The sequence below is a fragment of the Pseudomonas sp. MDT1-17 genome (assembly GCF_054898105.1).
In genome coordinates this window covers 3,094,780-3,114,029 of record NZ_JBUBVM010000001.1, presented here as the reverse complement: position 1 = coordinate 3,114,029, position 19,250 = coordinate 3,094,780, and the positions used below count along the sequence as shown (strand labels likewise).

General features: G+C 57.0%; 18 protein-coding genes. 9 read left to right on the top strand and 9 right to left on the bottom strand.

Going from position 1 to position 19,250, the window contains the following annotated elements; all coding sequences use genetic code 11:
• Window positions 1-13: 13 nt before the first annotated feature.
• Genes ACYZTX_RS14445 through ACYZTX_RS14435 form a run of 3 tightly spaced genes read right to left on the bottom strand, consistent with a single transcriptional unit; the run spans window position 14 to window position 2,887 of the window.
• Window positions 14-1,669, bottom strand: a complete 1,656-nt coding sequence (locus ACYZTX_RS14445) for a PqiB family protein (protein ID WP_462034618.1) — start codon at window positions 1,667-1,669, stop codon at window positions 14-16.
• On the bottom strand, window positions 1,650-2,294 hold the full coding sequence (locus ACYZTX_RS14440; RefSeq protein WP_462034617.1) for a paraquat-inducible protein A: 645 nt from the start codon (window positions 2,292-2,294) through the stop codon (window positions 1,650-1,652). Before ACYZTX_RS14440 ends, ACYZTX_RS14445 begins: the two co-directional genes overlap by 20 nt.
• Complete coding sequence (locus ACYZTX_RS14435; RefSeq protein WP_462034616.1) at window positions 2,291-2,887, bottom strand: paraquat-inducible protein A; 597 nt, start codon at window positions 2,885-2,887, stop codon at window positions 2,291-2,293. The genes ACYZTX_RS14440 and ACYZTX_RS14435 overlap by 4 nt, the downstream gene beginning before the upstream one ends.
• Before the next feature lie 255 nt (window positions 2,888-3,142).
• Between ACYZTX_RS14435 and ACYZTX_RS14430 the strand changes: the two genes are divergently transcribed.
• A complete protein-coding gene (locus ACYZTX_RS14430; RefSeq protein ID WP_462034615.1) occupies window positions 3,143-3,814 on the top strand; it encodes a DUF3313 domain-containing protein in 672 nt (223 codons plus the stop codon).
• A 146-nt stretch (window positions 3,815-3,960) separates the two neighbouring features.
• Here the strand turns inward: ACYZTX_RS14430 and ACYZTX_RS14425 are convergent, their stop codons facing one another.
• On the bottom strand, window positions 3,961-4,485 hold the full coding sequence (locus ACYZTX_RS14425) for a transporter suffix domain-containing protein (protein WP_462034614.1): 525 nt from the start codon (window positions 4,483-4,485) through the stop codon (window positions 3,961-3,963).
• Window positions 4,486-4,691: 206 nt separating this feature from the next.
• Between ACYZTX_RS14425 and ACYZTX_RS14420 the strand changes: the two genes are divergently transcribed.
• The 3 genes from ACYZTX_RS14420 to ACYZTX_RS14410 are packed head-to-tail and all read left to right on the top strand — an operon-like array spanning window position 4,692 to window position 8,402.
• Window positions 4,692-6,227, top strand: a complete 1,536-nt coding sequence (locus ACYZTX_RS14420) for an efflux transporter outer membrane subunit (protein ID WP_462037042.1) — start codon at window positions 4,692-4,694, stop codon at window positions 6,225-6,227.
• Complete coding sequence (locus tag ACYZTX_RS14415; RefSeq protein ID WP_462034613.1) at window positions 6,224-7,363, top strand: HlyD family secretion protein; 1,140 nt, start codon at window positions 6,224-6,226, stop codon at window positions 7,361-7,363. The genes ACYZTX_RS14420 and ACYZTX_RS14415 overlap by 4 nt, the downstream gene beginning before the upstream one ends.
• 4 nt (window positions 7,364-7,367) lie before the next feature.
• On the top strand, window positions 7,368-8,402 hold the full coding sequence (locus ACYZTX_RS14410; protein WP_462037041.1) for a DUF2955 domain-containing protein: 1,035 nt from the start codon (window positions 7,368-7,370) through the stop codon (window positions 8,400-8,402).
• Here the strand turns inward: ACYZTX_RS14410 and ACYZTX_RS14405 are convergent.
• Window positions 8,392-9,066: a DUF3313 domain-containing protein gene (locus ACYZTX_RS14405; RefSeq protein WP_462034612.1), complete on the bottom strand. Its 675-nt coding sequence runs from the start codon at window positions 9,064-9,066 to the stop codon at window positions 8,392-8,394. The genes ACYZTX_RS14410 and ACYZTX_RS14405 overlap by 11 nt on opposite strands.
• Window positions 9,067-9,349: 283 nt before the next feature.
• Between ACYZTX_RS14405 and ACYZTX_RS14400 the strand changes: the two genes are divergently transcribed.
• Window positions 9,350-9,682 carry a hypothetical protein gene (locus tag ACYZTX_RS14400; RefSeq protein ID WP_462034611.1) on the top strand — a complete coding sequence of 111 codons (333 nt, stop codon included), beginning with the start codon at window positions 9,350-9,352 and terminating at the stop codon, window positions 9,680-9,682.
• 238 nt (window positions 9,683-9,920) lie between these two features.
• Here the strand turns inward: ACYZTX_RS14400 and ACYZTX_RS14395 are convergent, their stop codons facing one another.
• Window positions 9,921-10,685 carry a tetratricopeptide repeat protein gene (locus ACYZTX_RS14395; protein ID WP_462034610.1) on the bottom strand — a complete coding sequence of 255 codons (765 nt, stop codon included), beginning with the start codon at window positions 10,683-10,685 and terminating at the stop codon, window positions 9,921-9,923.
• A gap of 272 nt (window positions 10,686-10,957) precedes the next feature.
• Here ACYZTX_RS14395 and ACYZTX_RS14390 point away from each other — a divergent pair, with 272 nt between their 5' ends.
• From ACYZTX_RS14390 to ACYZTX_RS14380, 3 genes are all read left to right on the top strand, one after another.
• The gene (locus ACYZTX_RS14390) at window positions 10,958-11,356 is read left to right on the top strand and encodes a hypothetical protein (protein ID WP_462034609.1); all 399 of its coding nucleotides are present in this window, start codon (window positions 10,958-10,960) and stop codon (window positions 11,354-11,356) included.
• A gap of 213 nt (window positions 11,357-11,569) precedes the next feature.
• Window positions 11,570-11,932, top strand: coding sequence for an NAD(P)-binding domain-containing protein (locus ACYZTX_RS14385; protein ID WP_462034608.1), 363 nt, complete (start codon window positions 11,570-11,572; stop codon window positions 11,930-11,932).
• Window positions 11,901-12,383, top strand: coding sequence for an HIT family protein (locus ACYZTX_RS14380; protein WP_462034607.1), 483 nt, complete (start codon window positions 11,901-11,903; stop codon window positions 12,381-12,383). Before ACYZTX_RS14385 ends, ACYZTX_RS14380 begins: the two co-directional genes overlap by 32 nt.
• Before the next feature lie 177 nt (window positions 12,384-12,560).
• Here the strand turns inward: ACYZTX_RS14380 and ydiJ are convergent, their stop codons facing one another.
• Complete coding sequence (ydiJ, locus tag ACYZTX_RS14375) at window positions 12,561-15,584, bottom strand: D-2-hydroxyglutarate dehydrogenase YdiJ (protein ID WP_462034606.1); 3,024 nt, start codon at window positions 15,582-15,584, stop codon at window positions 12,561-12,563.
• Window positions 15,585-15,742: 158 nt separating this feature from the next.
• On the opposite strand from ydiJ, the gene ACYZTX_RS14370 reads away from it, so the two are divergent.
• Window positions 15,743-16,627 (top strand): LysR substrate-binding domain-containing protein, encoded by an 885-nt coding sequence (locus ACYZTX_RS14370; protein ID WP_462034605.1) that lies wholly within the window; start codon window positions 15,743-15,745, stop codon window positions 16,625-16,627.
• Window positions 16,628-16,644: 17 nt separating this feature from the next.
• Here ACYZTX_RS14370 and ACYZTX_RS14365 read toward each other — a convergent pair whose 3' ends face one another.
• On the bottom strand, window positions 16,645-18,189 hold the full coding sequence (locus ACYZTX_RS14365) for an amidase family protein (RefSeq protein WP_462034604.1): 1,545 nt from the start codon (window positions 18,187-18,189) through the stop codon (window positions 16,645-16,647).
• Between the two features lie 158 nt (window positions 18,190-18,347).
• On the bottom strand, window positions 18,348-19,229 hold the full coding sequence (locus ACYZTX_RS14360; protein WP_462034603.1) for a glycine betaine ABC transporter substrate-binding protein: 882 nt from the start codon (window positions 19,227-19,229) through the stop codon (window positions 18,348-18,350).
• Between the last annotated feature and the right edge of the window lie 21 nt (window positions 19,230-19,250).

The following is a 19,250-nucleotide window of genomic DNA, read 5'->3' as shown; positions in this document are numbered from 1 at the left end:
GTTGCTCCTGTGGTCAGTTGCGCGGTGGCGCCTTCAAATCTATTGGCGCGGCATTGTCGGGACGACCACGAAGCAGCGACTCCGGATGCCGGCCCAGGTAATCCGAGAGTTCACGCAAGGAGCGCGACATGCGCCCGAGTTCATCCATGGTCTGGGTCAACTGCTCCCGTTGCGGCGAGTCTTCAGCGAGAGTCGAACTGGCCGATTGCAAGGTCTTGCTGACGTCCGCCAGGGTGGTCTGCACGCCGGGCAGGGTCTTGGCATTGAATTGTGTCAGGCCTTTGCGCAGTTCGACGAGGTTGCTGTCGAGGTTGCCGGCAATGCGTTCGATTGGCAGCTGGTTGATCTTGTTGACCATGCCCTCCAGTTTTTCCTGCAACTGCTCGAGGCTGCCAGGAATGGTGGGAATAGTGACGGGACGGGCAGTTGGATCAAAAGCGACTTTCGCTGCTTTGGGGTAGAAGTCGAGCGCGATGTAAAGCTGGCCGGTCAATAGATTGCCGCTACGGGCCTGGGCCCGCAGGCCGTTTTCGATGAAGGTGCCCATCAGCCTTATGCCAGCGGTTTCGTCCTTGGGGTCATGCTTCAAGACCTTAAGCATTTTGCCGTGGGCCTGGCCGAGGCGTTGTGGGTAGATCACGATGCCGACATTGAGCGGAAAACTGCGTTTTTTTGCGTCGAAATCCAGATTGACCGACACGACTTTGCCAATTTCCACGCCGAGAAATTCCACTGGTGCATCGATCTTGAGCCCGCGCAATGCCTGATCGAAACGCAGGCTCAAGTACTGCCCCTTACCGTTGGGCGGAGCGAGGGCGGTTTGCTGATCTTCGAACAGGTCGAAGGCTTTATCTTCGCTGGCCGACAAATCGTTGGGACTGTATTCCGGCGCGCGAAACGCGATGCCACCCACCAACAACGAAGACAGGGATTCGGTCTTCACCGCAAAACCATTGGCACCGACGCTTACATCGATACCACTGGCGTTCCAGAACCGGGTGTTTTCAGTGACGTAGGCGTCGTTGGGCGAATGCACGAAAATTTCGATGTTCACCCATTTGCCCTCGGCATCCAAGGCGTAGGTCACCACTTGGCCGACTGGAATCTTGCGGTAGTAAACCGGAGAACCGATGTCCAGCGAGCCCAAGTCTTGGGTGCGCAGTGTGAAGCGCTTGCCCGGCTCGCCATAGGTAATGGGCGGAGGGTTTTCCAGGCCTGTGAAATGTTTGGAGCGGGCATCAGCCTGACCGATGTCGGCACCAATGTAATCGCCTGACAGCAGGGTATCGATGCCCGAGACACCGCCGGCACCGATGCGTGGCCGCACGACCCAGAATTGCGAATCTTCACGGGTGAAGCTTTCAGCCTGTTTGTCGAGTTTGATCGTGGCGTTAACGCTTTTTTGATCGTCGCTCAGCTTTACTTCCGAGACATGGCCGATGACCACATTGCGGTATTTGACTTCGGTCTTATTGGCGGTCAGGCCACTGCCGGTCTTGAACATAATGGTAATGGTCGGCCCTTCCTGCATGAGGTTGTGCACCACCAACGAAATCCCCACCAACACCGCGATGATTGGAACGATCCACACCAGCGAAACGCTGAAACGGAGGGTCTTGATTGGGGCTTGCCCCGGGACTAGCGGCCTGTCAGTGACTCGCAGCGTCATTCGTTTGCTCCTTTTTTTGTGGGTTATCCCAGATCAGACGCGGGTCGAAACTCATGGCAGACAGCATGGTAAATATCACCACCAGACCAAAAAACAGAATGCCTGCGCGCGGTTCGATATCGCCCAGGGCCTGGAATTTCACTAGCGCTGCGACCAGCGCGACAACAATCACGTCGAGCATCGACCAGTAGCCGATAAGTTCGACGAAACGGTAAAGCTTCGACCGTTCCTTGCGCGCCCAAAGGCTGCCGCGTTGCACGGTAACCAGCAGCATCGTCAGGGCGACGAACTTGACGCCTGGCACTGCGATACTGGCAATGAAGATAATGAGGGCGATGTCCCAGGCGCCGTGCTGCCAGAACTCCAGCACACCGCTCATGATGGTGCTGTCGGACCCGGAGCCGAGCATGGTGGTATTCATCACCGGCAACAGATTGGCCGGGATATAAAACACCAGTGAGGCCAAAAGGTAGGCCCAGGTCCGTGTCAGCGAGTTGGCTTTGCGCTGGTGCAGTGGCGCGCCACAGCGTTCGCATTCGTGAGCGTTGTCCGTTATGTCGCAGGCCATGCCGCAGCTATGGCACAGGCACAGGTCGAGTTCGCTGGCGATCGGTGGTGTCTTCATGAAATGTCCCACAGCTCGCGGATATCGCGCCCGGCGATTCGGATCATCATCAAGCTGAGCACAGCCAGGGCAAACAGGCCGATGCCGGGCAGTACATCAAGCAAACCGGCGAGTTTGAACACCGCCACCATTGACCCCAGCAGACAGACTTCCAGCATGCTCCAGGGCCTGAGGCCCTCCAGCCAGCGCATGCACCACTTGAACGCCGGCGAACGTCGCTTCACGAGGGCGAAACTCAAGACCCACACTAATAACATCAGCTGAAAAATGGGGGCGATGATCATGGCAATTGCGGCCACCAGCGCGATGAAGGTGATGGGTCCCACGCTGAGTGCCAGCACCGAATCCCATAACGTTGCACTACTATTCAAACCTTGCAGACTGATGCTCATGACCGGGTAGAAGTTGGCGAAAATCCACAGCACTGCCGCGGTAAAAGTCAGCGCCAGGCGCTGTTCCACCGACAGACCGTTAAAGCGCTGAAGAACGCCATCGCAACGTGAACAATAAGAGGTTTGATAGTTGACGAGCGTAACTTTTTCATACACGCAGTCGCAGTGCTCACAGATGACCAATTGGTCACGATTCGCCATGGATCTTACTCGTCAAGAAGTCGAAGAATACCGAAGGTGTGCCAATATAGAGATGTTGGGGAAATGAGCAAATTTTATTGAAAAAATGACTAAACCTGTGAGTCGGTTCAACACAGGCGCCAGAAATTTTGGTATACACCTTGGCGCTCTAGTGCCTGATCATTAAAAATCAGGAGTGAGAAATACCTGCTTGCTTTTCATTTTTCAGGTTGACTGAGCGGCCATTGCCTCGCGACAGTCAAGGAGATTCAAAGAATGAGATTCGCGTTTTTGTTGAGTTCGCTCTGTGTTGTTTCCCTAACTATGACGGGGTGCGCGAGCAAGTTGAGTGAGCCTGATGAGTATTCCGGTTTTCTAAAGGACTACAGTCGACTAACCGAAGCTCAATCTGCATCCGGTGTGCCGGTTATGCGTTGGATTGATCCCAAGCTCGACCTGAATCGTTTCACCAGCTTTTATGTTGAGCCGAGCCAACTTTTCCCTAGGCCGAAAGCGACCGAAAAAATACCGCAAAGCACTCTGCAGGGCATCACTTCTTATTATGATCAGGCACTCAAACGTGAACTAGGGAAGTCGTTACCTGTGACGACATCGCCTGGTCCGAAAACGCTTATAGTTCGGCCTGCCATTACTGCAGTTAGTAGCAAAACGCAAGGATTACAATTTTACGAAGTGCTTCCGATTACCTTGGTAGCAGCTGCCGTCAGCACTGCCTCTGGCATCCGCGATCAAGAAACCAATATTGCGACTGAGGCTGTATTCCTTGACGGGGCGTCGAATCAGATCGTTGCGCAGGTGGTGCGTAAGGGGGCGGGGGCGCCATTGGAAAATTCCAGTCAAGTCATGAAAGCAACTGATATGAAAAAGGTGCTTGATGGCTGGGCGAGCGATTTGAACCAGACTTATGTAAAGCTCAAAGGAAATTGATCCCGTAAAAAGAGGGAGGCGAATTTTCCTTGAATCAGCACGTTTTTAGTGAGCTGATTCCGCTTCTCGCGAATCCAGGCAACTTTTACGAGTTGCCTGGATGTGTAAGGAGGACGCAGTCCAGTACAGAAATTCCTGTTTCTAAATCAGATCGCTTCTGTATTGCTAACCCGAGCGGTTCGAATAAATAACGCGCGCACCTTCTCCCAGAAATTACCCCCTAGTACGAAGAAACTGCCAATCAACATGGCATCGCCAAGCGCTTGAAGCTGCCAAAGGTTGGGTCTAAGACCAGGCCAAATGGTATCGATGTAGGGTTCAAGAAATGCGGAAATCAATGGCAAACAGAACATGACGATACCCACTCGGTGACGAACAGGACCTACGTCAAAATCGGCTTTTGGTGCAAGGTTGGAGACGTAACCGAATGCAGTGCGTTTCAGTTGTTGGAACCCTGACTTGCCCAGGATGGCGATGACTAGAATCAGCAGGATTTTGTTACTGATAAACAAGATGCCCGTGAATGCTGCGATCTTGGATCCTGGTACCCCGGTCGCTGCAAGAATGGGCACCATCAACCAGGAACCTGCCATTAAACAAATAATCGCAATACCCAATTTGAAACGCCAGCCGGCAGAATGAGGCGTCGCAGTGATCGGTGTGGAATTCATTAATGTTTTACCTTATTTATCATTTTTAGCGGATTTTACAGCGCCGAAGAGTAGCATCGGGCACGATAAAAAGAGTGCCTGTTTACGTTTTTCAATAGCGCAGATTGACAACTCCGCGTGGTGATGGACATTACTACACGCCCCAAATGGGCGGCTATGCACCACTGAACTTTTTATGGAAAAAACCAATGCTTTCACGTGCAGCCATGTTGATACGCCCAAGCCAATTTCTCTTGATGGGGGCTCTAGGCCTCAGCGGCTGCGTACAGCTTGGACCGAATTTCCAGGCGCCTGGAGAAGCATGGGTCGAACACTGGAACACACCCGCCCTCGAGCAATCCAGCCAGCGCAGTTTGAACCCAGACATTCGTCAGTGGTGGCAAGTCTTCGCCGATCCGGTCCTCGATCATTTGATAGCCGAGTCGGACGCCCGCAACTCCAGCCTCAAAATCGCCGGCCTGCGCGTCATGGAAGCCCGTGCCCAACTCGGCATTGCTCAAAGCGGTCTTTACCCGCAACTGCAGCAAGCCAGTGTCGACAGTCTTTACTTTAACCGCAGGCAATCCGGCGGGACCAATCCGCAAGACAGCCATTTCTGGCAACACAGTGCGGGGTTCGATGTGGGGTGGGAGCTGGACTTCTGGGGCCGCTTCAGTCGCGCCATCGAGTCGTCCGATGCCAGTTACTTCGCCGCCCAGGCCAACTATGAAGACGTGCTCGTCCTGCTGCGCGCGCAAGTGGCCGATACCTATTTTTCGCTGCGCACCACCGAAGCCCGTTTACGCGTCGCTCGGGAAAACGCCAAACAGCAAAAGCGCAACTTCGAGATCACCGAAAAGCTCTTCAACAGTGGCCAAACTGCCGAGCTCGACCTGCAACAAGCCCGAACCCAGTACCTGGGCACGCTGAGCACCATCCCCAACCTTGAAGATCAGATCCAGCGCACCCGCAATGCCTTGGCCGTGTTGATCGGCCAGCCTCCCGGCGGACTGCCGCAGTTGCGCGAAAATGAAGGGCTGATCCCGCTGGTGGACCGCGCCGTGCTGCAAGACGTGCCGGCCAGTCTGCTGCTACGTCGGCCCGACGTGCGCGCCGCCGAGCTGAATGTCGCGGCTCAGTCGGCGCTGATCGGCGTAGCCGAAAGCGATTTCTATCCATCGCTGACCTTGCTGGGCAGCATCGTCTGGTCGGCCGACACACTCAACGGTACTTCCAGGACTCTGGATTTGATCGGCGGACCCAGCTTGCGCTGGAATGTGTTCGATCATGGCCAGATCAGCAACAACGTGCGCGTGCAGGATGCACGTTTGCAGCAACTGATCGAGGCCTACCGCGACAATGTGCGACAGGCTGCACGCGAGGCTGACGATGCCGCGAACGGCCTGATCAAATCACTCGAACGAGAACGCATCCTGCAAGAGGCCGAAGTGGCCGCCAAACGCTCGCTGGTGTTGGCCAGCGCGCAGTACCGGGAAGGCTATTCGGATTTCCAGCGGGTACTGGATGCGCAGCGTGCCTTGCTCGAACAACAGGACAATTATCTGGTCGCCCGCAGCAATGCCGTGAGTAATGTCATTGCCTTGTACAAAGCCGTGGGCGGTGGTTGGTACAGCGCCCAGCCGAAAGTTGATCCGACCACCCGCCAACAGATGGAAAAACGCACCGACTGGGGCGATCTGCTGAAAGAGCCCGCCCCCGCACAGCCTGCCATTCCAATGTCTTACAAGGTAAAAGACCAATGAGTGAAGCCGCCAAGCCCACGCCCGAGACACCGGTCACCCAGGCGCCAGCACCGGCTGCCGACCCGGCGAAAAAAGGCATCAAGTGGGTGTTGCTACTTATCCTCCTGAGTCTGACCTGGTACCTGTTGGCCGATCGTTTCACCCCCTATTCCCAGCAGGCTCGGGTGGGCGCCTTTGTCATACCCGTGGCCTCGGAAGTGGCTGGGCGAGTCACCCGTGTCAATGTGCGCAACAACCAGGACGTCAAGGCGGGTGATGTCCTCTTCGAGGTGGACCCGCAGCCGTATCAGATTGCCGTCGAACGTGCGCGGGCAGACCTTGAATCGACACGCAGACAGATCGGTGCAAGCACCGCCGGAATCGCTTCGGCGCAAGCCAATTTACGCGCCGCCCAGGCCAACGAGCTCAAGGCGACGCAGGACAATCAGCGTCTGGAAGGTTTGTATCGCGAAGACCCCGGAACCATCTCCGTTCGCCTGCTCGAAGTGTCTCGCGCCAATCGCGAACAGGCTGTGAGTCAGGTGGCGGCTGCCCGCGCCGAAGTCCAGCGTGCACGCGAGCAGGAAGGTGGCAGCGAGGATGACAACGCCCAACTACGGAGTGCCGCCACGGCGCTGTCAAAAGCCGAACTGGACTTGTCCAACACGCAGGTACGCGCACGTTCGGCGGGGCTGATTACCGATCTGCGCACCGACGCCGGGCAGTTCGCCGCTGCAGGCAGCCCGGTCATGACGTTGATCACCATCCATGATGTGTGGATCACCGCAGACATGACCGAAAACAACCTTGGCCTGGTCAAGCTCGATACTCCAGTCTCGATCGTCCTGGATGCGTTGCCGGGCGAGGTTTTCGAGGGGCGCGTGCGCAGCGTCGGCTACGGCGTCAGCGTGGGCCAGACACCCGCGCCTGGCACCTTGCCCAGTGTGCAGAACAGTCGCGATTGGTTGCGTCCGGCCCAGCGTTTTCCGGTGATTATCGAGTTTTCCGAGGATTCGAGAAACACCCTGCGTGACAGCGGCGCCATACGCGCCGGTGGGCAGGCCGAAGTCATGGCCTTCCCTACCGAGGGCAATCCGCTGAACCCACTCGGCCGCGTGTTTGTGGGGTTCATGAGCTGGTTGAGCTATGCCTATTAAGGGTATGTCTACTCGGCGCACGCCGCGGGATCAACGCGCACTGCGCCTGGCCACCGGCACGGCGTTGAGCCTCACCGCCAGTTTCGGCCTGGGCTTGCCGATTCCTTTTATGGCGCCGGTGCTTTGCCTGCTGTTGCTGGCCTCGGTCAATCGCCCGTTGCCGTTCAAGGCCGGGCTGGTGCTCGCACTGGCCGCCATGTTGACCACCGGCATCGGCCTGCTATTGATCCCGGTCCTGCGTTATTACCCCATTAGCGGCGTGCTATTGATCAGCGTCGGTCTGTTCCTGGCCTTCCGCTTTGGCCTGCGCGGCGGCAACACCTTGATCATGACCTTCCTGGTGATTGGCCTGACCATGATTTCCTCGGCCGGTATCGCCGAATTCGATCTGGCGGCGATGGTTATCGGCGCACTGGTCAAGGGTTTGCTGCTCGCCGTTGTCGTCGTGGCGTTCAGTCATGGATTATTCCCGGATCCACCCAATGCCCCTTCACCGCCGCCTGCCCCACCCCTGCCGGCAGAAGAAGTCAGTCGGATTGCGCTGCGTGCAACCCTGATCGTGTTACCGGCATTTCTGCTGGCGCTGATCGACCCGGCCGGTTATCTGCCCATCATCCTGAAGGCCGTCGGCCTGGGTCAGCAAAGCTCCACGACAAACGCCCGTATCGCCGGTCGCGAACTGCTCGGCTCAACCTTGCTCGCAGGCCTGTTGGCGATCCTGTTCTGGAGCGCCCTCAGCCTGTTTGTGCATCTGTGGATGTTCTTTCTGTGGATGCTGCTGTTCGGCCTGGCGCTGGCGCGCAAGCTGTATGCCCTGAGCCCGACCCGGTTTACCCCGGGGTTTTGGCTCAACACCCTGATCACACTGATTATCCTGTTGGGTCAGTCGGTACAGGACAGCGCAGCAGGCAAGGACGTTTACACGGCCTTCGCCGTGCGTATGGGCCTGTTTATCGTCGTGACGCTTTACGCCTGCCTGATGGTTCATTTACTCGATCAGCGGCGTGAGTCGCAGATTTTACCGACGACTAACGAATGAACGCACTCAGATCAGCGCCCAATCCATTGATTGCCTGGGTAAAGTCCTCAGTCCTAATCTGCGTTGAAGCGTTTTCCAGTTTTTTCCCAAACACCTTGCGCACGGCTCTTGCTACCGGCTCATTCGTGGCTGGATCAAGCAACACGGCCTCAATATACAACTCGGTGTTTTGATCGCGATGTCCGGTGACGGCACCGACTCCTCCCACAACTGCTGCTACAGGGATGATTTCATACCACTTCATGCCTTCGTTCGAGGCATTGACACCGGTAATCGCAGCTTTCATGACCAAAGGATGCGCATTGGGAGGCAAGGGCTGCAGGGTATTGGATACCCGGTATCGCTTGGACAGTGCTGTAACGACAGCCTGGTTGGCAGTCTGCTGAAGTTGCACGAATGTCTGCATATTGACGCGATCGGTTGCCCTGGGCGCAGGAAACAATTCCAATCCGTCGAAATCGACTGTATCAAATGCCGCCGGATTAAAAGTCGGGGAAATCCAGCGAAGTGTCGGCGCGCCTGTGGCAGAAACCGACGGCTGCAAAACGTCATAACGATCTAGGTAACCAGAGTACTGGTCTACTTCAGTGACCTTGGAAACGCAGCCGCTGAGCAAAATTGCGCTCAGTACGGCACCTGAAAGCCAATAGCGTGATTTATCCATGATGAATCCTTTGTTAATAAAGAGCATCGACCCATTAAATAGGTGAACAAATGTCCATCCTTGGTAGGAGCGACAAATTGACCGCTGTACAGCATAACTTTTTTACACACTCTGGCCGACAGCTGCCCGCCATGATAGGCGGCAGATGGGCAGACGCTGACGCTCGCCGGTATCTGCTGGCACTTTACCACTTGAGGTCTCACCCCAGCGACGCTTTACAACAGAGTCCGGCCATCCTGATAGAATTGATCAGGTTATAGATAACACCCTTCTGAGAAACGGTATGAATACAGAATTGATGGAAGATGAGATGCGCCGGGCGCTATTCGGTGATTCTGAGCCCTCTGCGCCGGCAATTAACTCAGACGTGCAGGACACAGTCCCGGATGTTGTGATCGTGCAACCGGTGAAGGCCGCGAAGAAAAAGACAGTCTCAAAAGGCTTCACACCTAGGTTGAGAGTCACGCTCCGTGTGGGAAATGAATTTGAAGGCGAGATGCACGAGATGGTACATGAGGTCGATACGCTGAGCTCCCTAGTTGCAGAACAAGAAGCTACTAAAACAGCCAGAAAAAAATTCAGGTTTGTGGAAGTGGTCTCGGTCAAGTCGATGTAAGTGGGTACTCTCACTTAGCTCGCCCGCCTGGCATTAAACCGCATTCGGTTACCGCGGCTCACCCAACAGGTTCGTGTCGATTGAAGCCTCAAACATTAGGGGGCGGTAGTCGTATTCCTGACTGGATTTAACACCATCACTCCATCCAACTCTCAGTGTTTAACTGGTCGCCAGCCCCAAGCCACATAACTGTGGGTCGCGAAAGGCAGAAATCGGCCAAAAACGGACACTCGGAAACTCAGCCGCGCACCAGGTAGGCCCCTGAGGGAACCCGATATCGCAGCTTCTTGCATTTGCCGGGTGCAGGCTGATGCCCCGGCGGACGATCAGGAAACCAAATTCGGCATTTGCCCGGAGGTGGCATATGGCCGCGGGGAATCTCAACCTCAGCGTACGCCCGCTCTCGCTCGACATTAGCCATTTGCAATTTTCCTTCGGGCCCGACTCTGCCAGCCGTTGGTGCATCTGAAACCCGATCTGCCTCTGCGCTAGCGAAGTTTCCAGCGTCGCGCCCAGTGTCCGGAGTGGATTGCTCAACAACCGCCATTTCCGCTTCGTGGCGCCTTTGGGTCTCCTCTTCCAGCCCCTTCTGAACTGCGACCAGATCCTCTTTGGCATTGGGTGGGGTACCCGAAGATTGGGCCTGCTGCGCCGCCTGGATCAATTGGAAGTTGCGGTTACGCAACTCGACGTTGCGACCGACCCGCATGTTCGAGCGCGCCGCCAAGGTTTCAGCCTGCTGGTACTGCCCCTGCTGAAGACGCAACACACCAAGGTAATGCAGTGTCGCGGGATTGTTCGGCTGGATATGCAGGGCACGCTCCAGCGTGGCGGCGGCCTGGTCCAGTTGGCCATTTTCATACTGCCGCGAGGCTGTTTCGATCAGGGTGGTTGATGCGCTGTTGCTTTGCGCGGGCGCTCTTCGCTCTGCAGCGACAGAACAAAACGACGCGACGACGCAGAATACCAGGATAAGGCCCGGCAGAAAATTCTTGGTTGGCATCAGGGGGCGGACTCGACTGAACTCGGACGGCACTGCCGTAAAACAGACACAGCGCTGCTCGGCATTACCGATACAGGGCCGCTATTGACCTGGCCAATACCCTGAAGTTCCTTGTGAGACCGTTGACTATTCAAGCAACGGTTCCCTAGAACTTTTCCCTATTTATCGGTCTATGTGGATAGGCACATCCGCTCGGTAAGCACGCCCCCCCGCAGGCTTCCCGCCGCCAGATGGCCACACGTCCAATTGTCAATCAGAGGTTGTCTTCGCACATGAAATTCCATGTCCCACGGATGGTGCTCTTCGGCCTATTCGCGTTCGCGGCAGTGGGCTCGGCATCAGCCAAACAGATGAAGACCTCAACCCCTGTTTTCACAACTGAAGTCACAGCCGTTCAGGTTCCTGTCCAGGCCGCCGGCCGCCCCTGGCCGACCTTGGCCAGCATGGCCGTCAAGCAGCCAGGGCCGTTCCTAGCCCATGACGACCGATACTGGCATGACGGCCGTTGGCACAATCGTAGAGACGATTGGCGCCGAGACGACTGGCGCAGAGATCAGTGGCGTAGAGAGCAAGCCCGCCGAGAAGCTGAGCGCCATCGTGATTGGGAGCGCCACCAGGATCGGGCCATGCGGCACCGTTACGAGGACGATCACCGTTACTATCGTCGCTAGTGCGAAGCCACGGAACAATCCGCCTGCAACACGCCTTCTGCTTACACAAAATTTAGTTGCGTTGCATCGACCGGTTGAATCCACAGCCGATAGCGGTCTGTCGGGGTAACTTGCTAGCTCAACACTGGCCCGCGGCCCCCGTACACCTTTCGTTTATGTGCAGGCTCTACTACGGTGAATACATGACTGCTTTCCAACGCAGGAGCACAGCGCATGCCCAGAGTCCTCTTTTTGATGTTCGCCAGCCTGGTCCTGTGCGCCAGCCAGGCGATGGCGGACACCCTTAAGATCAGTGTGATCGGCGCCGGTAAGGTCGGCGGTACGCTGGGTACGCTATGGGTAAAGGCTGGGCACTCGGTGATGTTTTCGTCACGCCCCCCCCCCGAGGAGCTGACGGACCTGGTCGAGACCGCCGGCCCCAACGCTCAGGCGGGCTCGCGGTTTTTAGTTCTGCCTATCTGGGTCGTTAGCAGCCTGTCTTCTGGAAGAAAAACCAGGCGCCTTGATATTCTGTGTGACCGATCGACGAAGGACACCAACGCACATGGACATTGCACCACGATTCATCATTCATGAAACCGATCATTGGATACTCAATCATCACATGTCATCCGCGCTCCCTGGTTATTTGATGCTGGGTTCGCGGACTCACGCCAACTCGCTGGCCGATCTTCCGGACTGTGCCCTGGCAGAGTTGGGTGGCCTGCTCGCAGCAGTTCAGAAAGCCATTGAATCGCGACTAAAGCCGAAGTGGATCTACATCAGTCGATTCGGCCATGTTCCTGGTTATCCCATTCATTTCCATTTCATCCCTGTGTATCACTGGGTCGAAGAACTGTTCTGGAAGGATGCGAGATACAGACTCTTGGAGACCTTCACTACAGCTGAAAACGCTCAATCACTGACTGACGGAGCAGAACTGACACTGTTCATCTGGCGCGAATTTGGGGAGAGACCGGAGCCACCAGCCAACCAAGGACCTTCCATCAACCAAGTCATTAATGATTTTCGCGGATCATTCAAATAGGACGACGAGTCTGTCCGCTTTGGGTTGTGGATTCATCCGGTCGATGCAACACAGCTATATTCTGTGTAAGCAGAAGGAGTGTTGCAGATGAAGCAGAGACCTCGGATCTATTACACCGACAGCCAGAAAAAATGAAAGGAACGAGCGACAGCGATGATTCAAACGACCGCTCCCCTTTCACTTCGCGAGCGTATGCTCTAGCACAACCTCCAATGGATGGCGCAATTGCATGTTGGCAAAGCGCTTCACCTGACTGCGACAGGAGTATCCCGTTGCCAGCGCCTCGCTCTTTTGTTTCAGCTTGCCGGACCAAGACTGCTCAAAAATGGTCCGTGAGTTGCCTTGGTTACGTGCTTCATGGCCGAAGGTTCCGGACATGCCGCAGCAGCCGGTCGCCTCAGTCGTCAACTTGAGCCCGAGCCGGGCAAAAACGGCTTCCCATTGCGAAGTGCTGGCCGGGACATTGGTTTTCTCGGTGCAGTGCGCCAACAAACGGAATGTCTCTGTCGCGGGATGCGGGTTTTCCGGTAACACATCGCAGAGCCACTCCTGAGGCAGCAAGACCTTCGGGCAATCATTCAGCCCCGGTACTTTCTGATATTCCTGGCGGTAGACCAGCGTCATCGCCGGATCCAGCCCCACCAGCGGCACTCCAAAGTCGGCGAGCGCACTGAGTTGACGGGCGTTGCGGATCGCCGCCTTGGCAAACGCCCCGAGAAACCCCTGTACATGCAAAGGCTTGCCGTTGGCGCTATAGGGCGCCAGAAACACCCGATAGCCCAACTGATGCGCCAACTGTATAAAGCTCGCCAGCAACGGTGTTTCGAAGTAACGGGTGAAGGCGTCCTGCACCAACACCACGCTACGCACGCGTTGTGCGACGGTGAGTTCGCGCAGGGCTGGGACGCTGGCGACAGCGACGTTGCAGCGGGTCAGCGTGGCCTGAAAGTCATGACGATTGATCAACGGACTGTCGAGCATGCCGACCTGTCGCTCAAGCAGACGGCTCATCCATTTCGAGCCCATCACCGCGTTGTACAAACCTGGCGCGTAGGCCATGTAAGGAATGGTGAACTCAAGCGAGCCGATTAAATAGTCGCGCAGCGGACGTTGATAACGACCGTGGTACAGCTCCAGAAATCGCGAACGGAATTCCGGCACGTTGACCTTGACCGGGCATTGCCCCGCACAGGATTTACAGGCCAGGCACCCCGCCATCGCGTCGTAGACTTCATGGGAGAAGTCCGCCTCGCCGCGCGAGCGCGCCAGGTTATTGCGCAACCTCGTCGGCAACCCGCTCAACCACGACAACTTGCCTCGGGCCGCTTGCAATACATCGATATTGGCCGCGCCTTGCAAACGCAACCACTCGCGGATCAACGACGCCCTGCCCTTCGGCGAATGCTGGCGTTCACGGGTGGCTTTCCACGACGGGCACATCGCATCGTTGGGATCGTAGTTGTAACAAGCGCCGTTACCATTGCAATGCACGGCGGTGCCGAAGCTTTGCCAGACTCGCTCATCGATTTGCCGATCCAGATCACCGCGTAGCGTGACTTCGTTGACCTTGAGCAAGCCCTGGTCGGCATCCGGCGGGGTGCAGATCTTGCCGGGGTTGAGCTGATTGTGCGGGTCGAACGCACCCTTGAGCAATTGCAGCGCCGGGTACAGCTCGCCAAAAAACTCGGGGACATATTCCGAACGCAAACCCTTCCCATGCTCGCCCCACAGCAGACCACCATACCGCCTGGTCAGCTCGGCCACGGCATCGGAAATCGGCTTGACCAGAGCGGCCTGGGCCGGATCTTTCATATCCAGCGCCGGACGTACATGCAACACACCGGCATCGACGTGACCGAACATGCCATACGCCAAGTTATAGCTGTCCAGCAACGCACGAAACTCGGCGATGTAGTCGGCCAGTTTCTCCGGCGGCACGGCGGTGTCTTCGACGAATGGCTGCGGGCGAATCTCGCCTTCGACGTTGCCCAGCAGCCCGACCGAGCGTTTGCGCATGGTGTATACGCGTGTCACAGCTTCGGCCCCTTCGGCCAGGGTATGGCCCAGTCGCTCGATCGTCGTATCGGCCTGCAGATGCTCCACGAATGACGCCACGCGAGCGTTCACGTCCGCCAGGTCTTCTGCGCTGAACTCCACCAGATTGATGCCCAGCGTCGAGCGCTCGGCGTCCGTCGGGAAATACTCGGCGACGCTGTGCCAGACAATGTCTTTCATCGCCAGCATCAACACCTTGGAGTCCACGGTTTCGATGGACAACGGCTTGTGCACCAGTAACGCGTTGGCGTCGCGCAGCGCATCCATGAAGCTGCTGTAGCGCACGTTCACCAACACGGAATACTTGGGAATCGGAAGCACGTTGAGTTTGGCTTCGACGATGTAGCCCAGCGAACCTTCCGCACCGCACAGCACGCTATTGAGGTTGAAACGCCCGTACTCGTCGCGCAGGTGCGCCAGGTCGTAACCGGTCAAGCAGCGGTTGAGTTTGGGGAACACCGACTCGATCAGGCCGGCCTGGGTTTCCTGGATGTGTCGCGCTGTCCGGTACACCTCGCCGATGCGGCCGGGTTGCGTGCACGCCACTTCCAGCTGCGCGTCGGACAGCGGATGGCTGTGCAGGCGCTCACCGCCGAGCAGCACGCTGTGCAGCTCCAGTACGTGATCGCGGGTCTTGCCATAGGTGCAGCTGCCCTGCCCGCTGGCGTCGGTGTTGATCATGCCGCCGACGGTGGCGCGGTTGGACGTCGACAGCTCCGGGGCGAAGAACAGTCCATGGGGTTTGAGCGCGGCATTGAGCTGGTCCTTGACCACGCCCGCCTGCACCCGCACCCAACGCTCCGCGACGTTGATTTCGAGGATGGTGTTCATGTGCCGCGACAGATCGACCACGATGCCATCGGTCAATGACTGGCCGTTGGTGCCGGTGCCGCCGCCCCGCGGGGTCAGCTTGATCTGGCGAAAGCGGGGTTTGGCCATCAAGGTCGCGATGCGCGCGATGTCGTCCGCGTCCAGGGGGAACACCGCCGCTTGCGGCAGGCGCTGGTAAATCGAGTTGTCGGTCGCCAGCACGGTGCGGGTGGCGTAGTCGGCGCTGAGCTGACCGCGGAAGCCGCTGGCGCGCAGGGCTTGAAGAAATTCCGGGTACTGTGCCGCGAGTGCAACGGTGGGCAACTGAGCGATCATCGCAGCCTGTTCTCTTGTCGGTCTAATCACGGAAAAAATCAAAACACTTGTCGCCTGAGCATTAATGGGTCAGCCTCAGGTCGTCGTTTCGCCAATGATCCTGCAGGCTCTGGCGCTGGACAAACGGATAATCCTGCCGCTATCGATGACTTTTACGAATGAATTACCGTCACCTCACGCCCTCGATGTCGTTGCTGCTGGCCTTTGAAGCCGCCGCCCGCCATGAAAGCTACACCCGAGCCGCGATGGAACTGTCACTGACCCAAAGCGCCGTGAGCCGGCAAGTCCAGGCGCTGGAACAGCAACTGGGCCTTACACTGTTTCGCCGTGAAGGCAGGCAAGTGCAATTGACCGATGTCGGCCGTCTCTACCAGCGGGAAATGAGCGAAGCGCTCGGACGCATCCGCAGCGCCACGTTGCAAGCCATGGCTTATCAATCCGGCAGCGGCACCTTGCGCCTGGCCACCTTGCCGACCTTCGGCTCGAAGTGGTTATTGCCGCGCCTTCATGACTTCTACAAAACCCATCCCGGCATGCTGGTGCACATCAATTCCCGGATCGACGCCATCGACTTTGAAACCACCGGCATTGATGCCGCGATCGTCGTCGGCAATGCCGATTTGCCGGGCCTGATCAGCCATCGCCTGCACACGGAAGAACTGATGGTGATCATTTCTCCACAAGCGGCCGAACTCCATGACACCTGGACGCCGGAGCGCATTGGCGAACAGACGCTGCTCAACGTCGCAAGCAATGCCAACGTCTGGGGCGAGTGGTTCAGCCACCACGGCCTGCCCCATCGAATGATGCGGCTGGGGCCGAGTTTCGAACTCACCTCGCACTTGATCCAGGCCGTCAGGGCCAGCATCGGCATCGGTCTGGTGCCACGTATTCTGGTGGTCGACGAGTTGGCCAACGCAGAGCTGATCAGCCTCGACCTGCCGTTCGCCAGTCAGCGCAGCTACTACCTGACCTACCCGCCGCGCAACGAAATGCTGCCATCGCTCGTCGCGTTCCGTACCTGGTTGCTGGAACAGATCTGAACGGCCCGCCCCTCTGATCAGCGCTCGAGGAACGCGTAGCCAAAACCCACCACCTTGGCGTCTTCGCCGTAGCCACCCAGGAACGAAACGCCGACCGGCAGGTTGCCCTTGATGATGCCTGCCGGCACCGTAATTTCGGGAAACCCTGTGGCGGAGGCAATGTACGACGATGCGTAGGTGTCACCGGAATTGCACACGTAACTGTCGTCGGTCACGCCGTGAACCACTGACGCCGGGCAGTTGATGGTCGCGAAGAACAGGCTGTCGACTTTGTTCTGCTTCATGATGCCCGTCAGCTCCGCGCGCAATTGCGGGATCTTCCGCGACAGGATGGAGATGTATTGCGGCGAATCGGTGCTGGTGGCATTCGCCACGGTTTCCAGTCCGGCCAGGCGTGCCGGGTTCATGCCATGCGGTCCGTTTTCAGCCTGATTCTTTTTGGCCAGGTCGAGAAATTGCGCAAGTGTTCGCGGTTGGCTTGGGTTGAGCGTAGCCAGGTAGCGTTCAAATTGCGGTTTGAATTCGCTCTCTCCCACTGGGCCGAGCACGTCGCCCCATAGGGTTTCAAAAGTTTTTGGCAATTCGATGGAGACGACTTTTGCACCGCGTTTGCCGAGGGTTTCCTGCGCAGTTTTAAAGACCGCATCCACCTCCGGGTTGGCGCCTTTGAAATTGGTGATCACCCCGATGGTCTTGCCTTGCAGCGAGGTACGGCTCAGCGCGGTTTCGAACTGTACTTTGTCCGCGGCAATATCCAGGGTCGCCGGATCCGTTTTGTCCTGGCCCTTGATCGCATCCAGCACGATGGCCTGATCCAGCACGCTGTTAGTAATGACGCCACCGGTATCGAACGCAAGTGACAGCGGAATAATGCCGCTACGACTGATCAAACCCAGCGAGGGTCGAAAACCCACCGTACCGGTGACGCTGGCCGGGGCACGGATCGAACCGCTGGTATCCGACCCCAGCGCAAAGGGTGCAAACGCTGCTGCCACCGAGGCAGCAGAACCGCTGCTGGAGCCAGAAGCATCACGCTTGGTGTTTCTCGGATTCAGCGTCTGGCCGCCAAACGAGCTGTAGCCAAACCAGCCAAAGGACGCGGCCAGTTCCGACAGGTTGGTCTTGCCGAGAAGAATCGCTTGCCCGTCGATCAACTTCTTGACGGTGAAGGCATCCTGGCTCGGCACCGACGAACGCAGAACGTAGGACCCACCGGAGGTGACCATTGCGGCGGTGTCAAAGTTGTCCTTCACTACGAAAGGAATGCCGGCCAACGGTGCGAATTTGATATTTGGATTTTTCGCCCGTTCAGCATCCCACTTCCGGGCCTGATCGATCGCCTGTTCATTGATAGTCACCAGCGCATTGATGTTTTGGCCCTGGTGATTGTTCGCCTGGATGTTATCCAGATAGTGCTGGACCAGTTGCTCAGAACTGAGGGTCCCGTTATTCAACGCATGACGCATATCGGCGAGGGTCATGCGGTCGATACTGTCATCCGCCTGAGCACTTGCCGCCAGTAGCAAAAACGAACACGCCACGAACTTTTTATTCAACTGCATTTTTTATTCTCCGAGTGGGTACAGGCGAACGAAACCAGCTCGCACCTCAAGTGGGTGCAAGGGAATGGGTGGGAGGCAGGGGTAAAAAGGCCGGCGTTACTCTGCCGGCCCTGGAAGGTTGTAAAGGCAACGTTGAAGATCGCAGCCTTCGGCAGCTCCTACAGCAACTGGTTCTTTTGCAGAAATTCCTTGGACACGCTCTCGATAGATTCACGGCCAACGTCGACCCGAGAGTTGAGACCCGCAATGGTGTCATCGTCCAGTTTTGAAGACAGGGCGTTAAGCAACTCGCCGATCTTCGGATTCTCTTTAAAGACTTCAGTGCGAATCACAGGTGTCAACGCGTAGCTGGGGAAGAAGCCTTTATCGTCCTTCAGCACCACAAAACCGAAGGCCGGAATCCGCCCATCGGTCGACAGGACCAATGCCAGATCGACCTGACCGTCCCTGAGCGCCTGGTAGGTCAGCCCGCCGTCCATACGGACGATGTTCTTGCGCTCGAATTCAAACTTGTACGTCTCTTGAAGAGGACGCAGGCCATCGGGCCGGGAAAAGAATTCAGCATTCGATGCGAATTTATAGGATTTGCCCGTTTCGATGTTTTTTGCAAGATCGCTGATCGTGACGATGCCATCCTTCTCGGCCTCTTCCTTGCGCATGGCAAATGCGTAGGTGTTGTTGGCCTTGGAAGGGTTCAGCCAGGTGATGCCCTTCTGGGCGTCAAGGGTGCTGATCCTCTTATACGTTTCGTCAGCGTCCAGCTTGTCCGTGACTTTGTTGTAAGTAATCAGGGAAGTGCCGGTGTATTCCCAATACACATCGACCTGACCGTTCTCCTGCGCCGCACGCAATACCGACGAACCCAGATCCGGGCGTTTATCGACACTGTAACCATTGGCGCGCAAGAGTTGAGCGGTCATCTCGGCAACCAGTTGCTGCTCGGTAAACTTCTTGCCGCCCACCACAATCGTGCTGTTGGCAGAAGCGCTGCCCACAACACCTGAAACAAGACTAAAGCTAAAGATCAGACTGGCTAGCATTCGATAAATCATCGTGCACCT

Coding starts and splice junctions, on each gene's coding strand:
- ACYZTX_RS14365 (WP_462034604.1), bottom strand. CDS start 18,189: ATGCAGTTGAATAAAAAGTTCGTGGCGTGTTCGTTTTTGCTACTGGCG.
- ACYZTX_RS14370 (WP_462034605.1), top strand. CDS start 15,743: ATGAATTACCGTCACCTCACGCCCTCGATGTCGTTGCTGCTGGCCTTT.
- ACYZTX_RS14410 (WP_462037041.1), top strand. CDS start 7,368: ATGTCTACTCGGCGCACGCCGCGGGATCAACGCGCACTGCGCCTGGCC.
- ACYZTX_RS14440 (WP_462034617.1), bottom strand. CDS start 2,294: ATGAAGACACCACCGATCGCCAGCGAACTCGACCTGTGCCTGTGCCAT.
- ACYZTX_RS14400 (WP_462034611.1), top strand. CDS start 9,350: ATGAATACAGAATTGATGGAAGATGAGATGCGCCGGGCGCTATTCGGT.
- ACYZTX_RS14360 (WP_462034603.1), bottom strand. CDS start 19,229: ATGCTAGCCAGTCTGATCTTTAGCTTTAGTCTTGTTTCAGGTGTTGTG.
- ACYZTX_RS14390 (WP_462034609.1), top strand. CDS start 10,958: ATGAAATTCCATGTCCCACGGATGGTGCTCTTCGGCCTATTCGCGTTC.
- ydiJ (WP_462034606.1), bottom strand. CDS start 15,584: ATGATCGCTCAGTTGCCCACCGTTGCACTCGCGGCACAGTACCCGGAA.
- ACYZTX_RS14445 (WP_462034618.1), bottom strand. CDS start 1,669: ATGACGCTGCGAGTCACTGACAGGCCGCTAGTCCCGGGGCAAGCCCCA.
- ACYZTX_RS14415 (WP_462034613.1), top strand. CDS start 6,224: ATGAGTGAAGCCGCCAAGCCCACGCCCGAGACACCGGTCACCCAGGCG.
- ACYZTX_RS14395 (WP_462034610.1), bottom strand. CDS start 10,685: ATGCCAACCAAGAATTTTCTGCCGGGCCTTATCCTGGTATTCTGCGTC.
- ACYZTX_RS14430 (WP_462034615.1), top strand. CDS start 3,143: ATGAGATTCGCGTTTTTGTTGAGTTCGCTCTGTGTTGTTTCCCTAACT.
- ACYZTX_RS14405 (WP_462034612.1), bottom strand. CDS start 9,066: ATGGATAAATCACGCTATTGGCTTTCAGGTGCCGTACTGAGCGCAATT.
- ACYZTX_RS14380 (WP_462034607.1), top strand. CDS start 11,901: ATGGACATTGCACCACGATTCATCATTCATGAAACCGATCATTGGATA.
- ACYZTX_RS14420 (WP_462037042.1), top strand. CDS start 4,692: ATGTTGATACGCCCAAGCCAATTTCTCTTGATGGGGGCTCTAGGCCTC.
- ACYZTX_RS14435 (WP_462034616.1), bottom strand. CDS start 2,887: ATGGCGAATCGTGACCAATTGGTCATCTGTGAGCACTGCGACTGCGTG.
- ACYZTX_RS14425 (WP_462034614.1), bottom strand. CDS start 4,485: ATGAATTCCACACCGATCACTGCGACGCCTCATTCTGCCGGCTGGCGT.
- ACYZTX_RS14385 (WP_462034608.1), top strand. CDS start 11,570: ATGCCCAGAGTCCTCTTTTTGATGTTCGCCAGCCTGGTCCTGTGCGCC.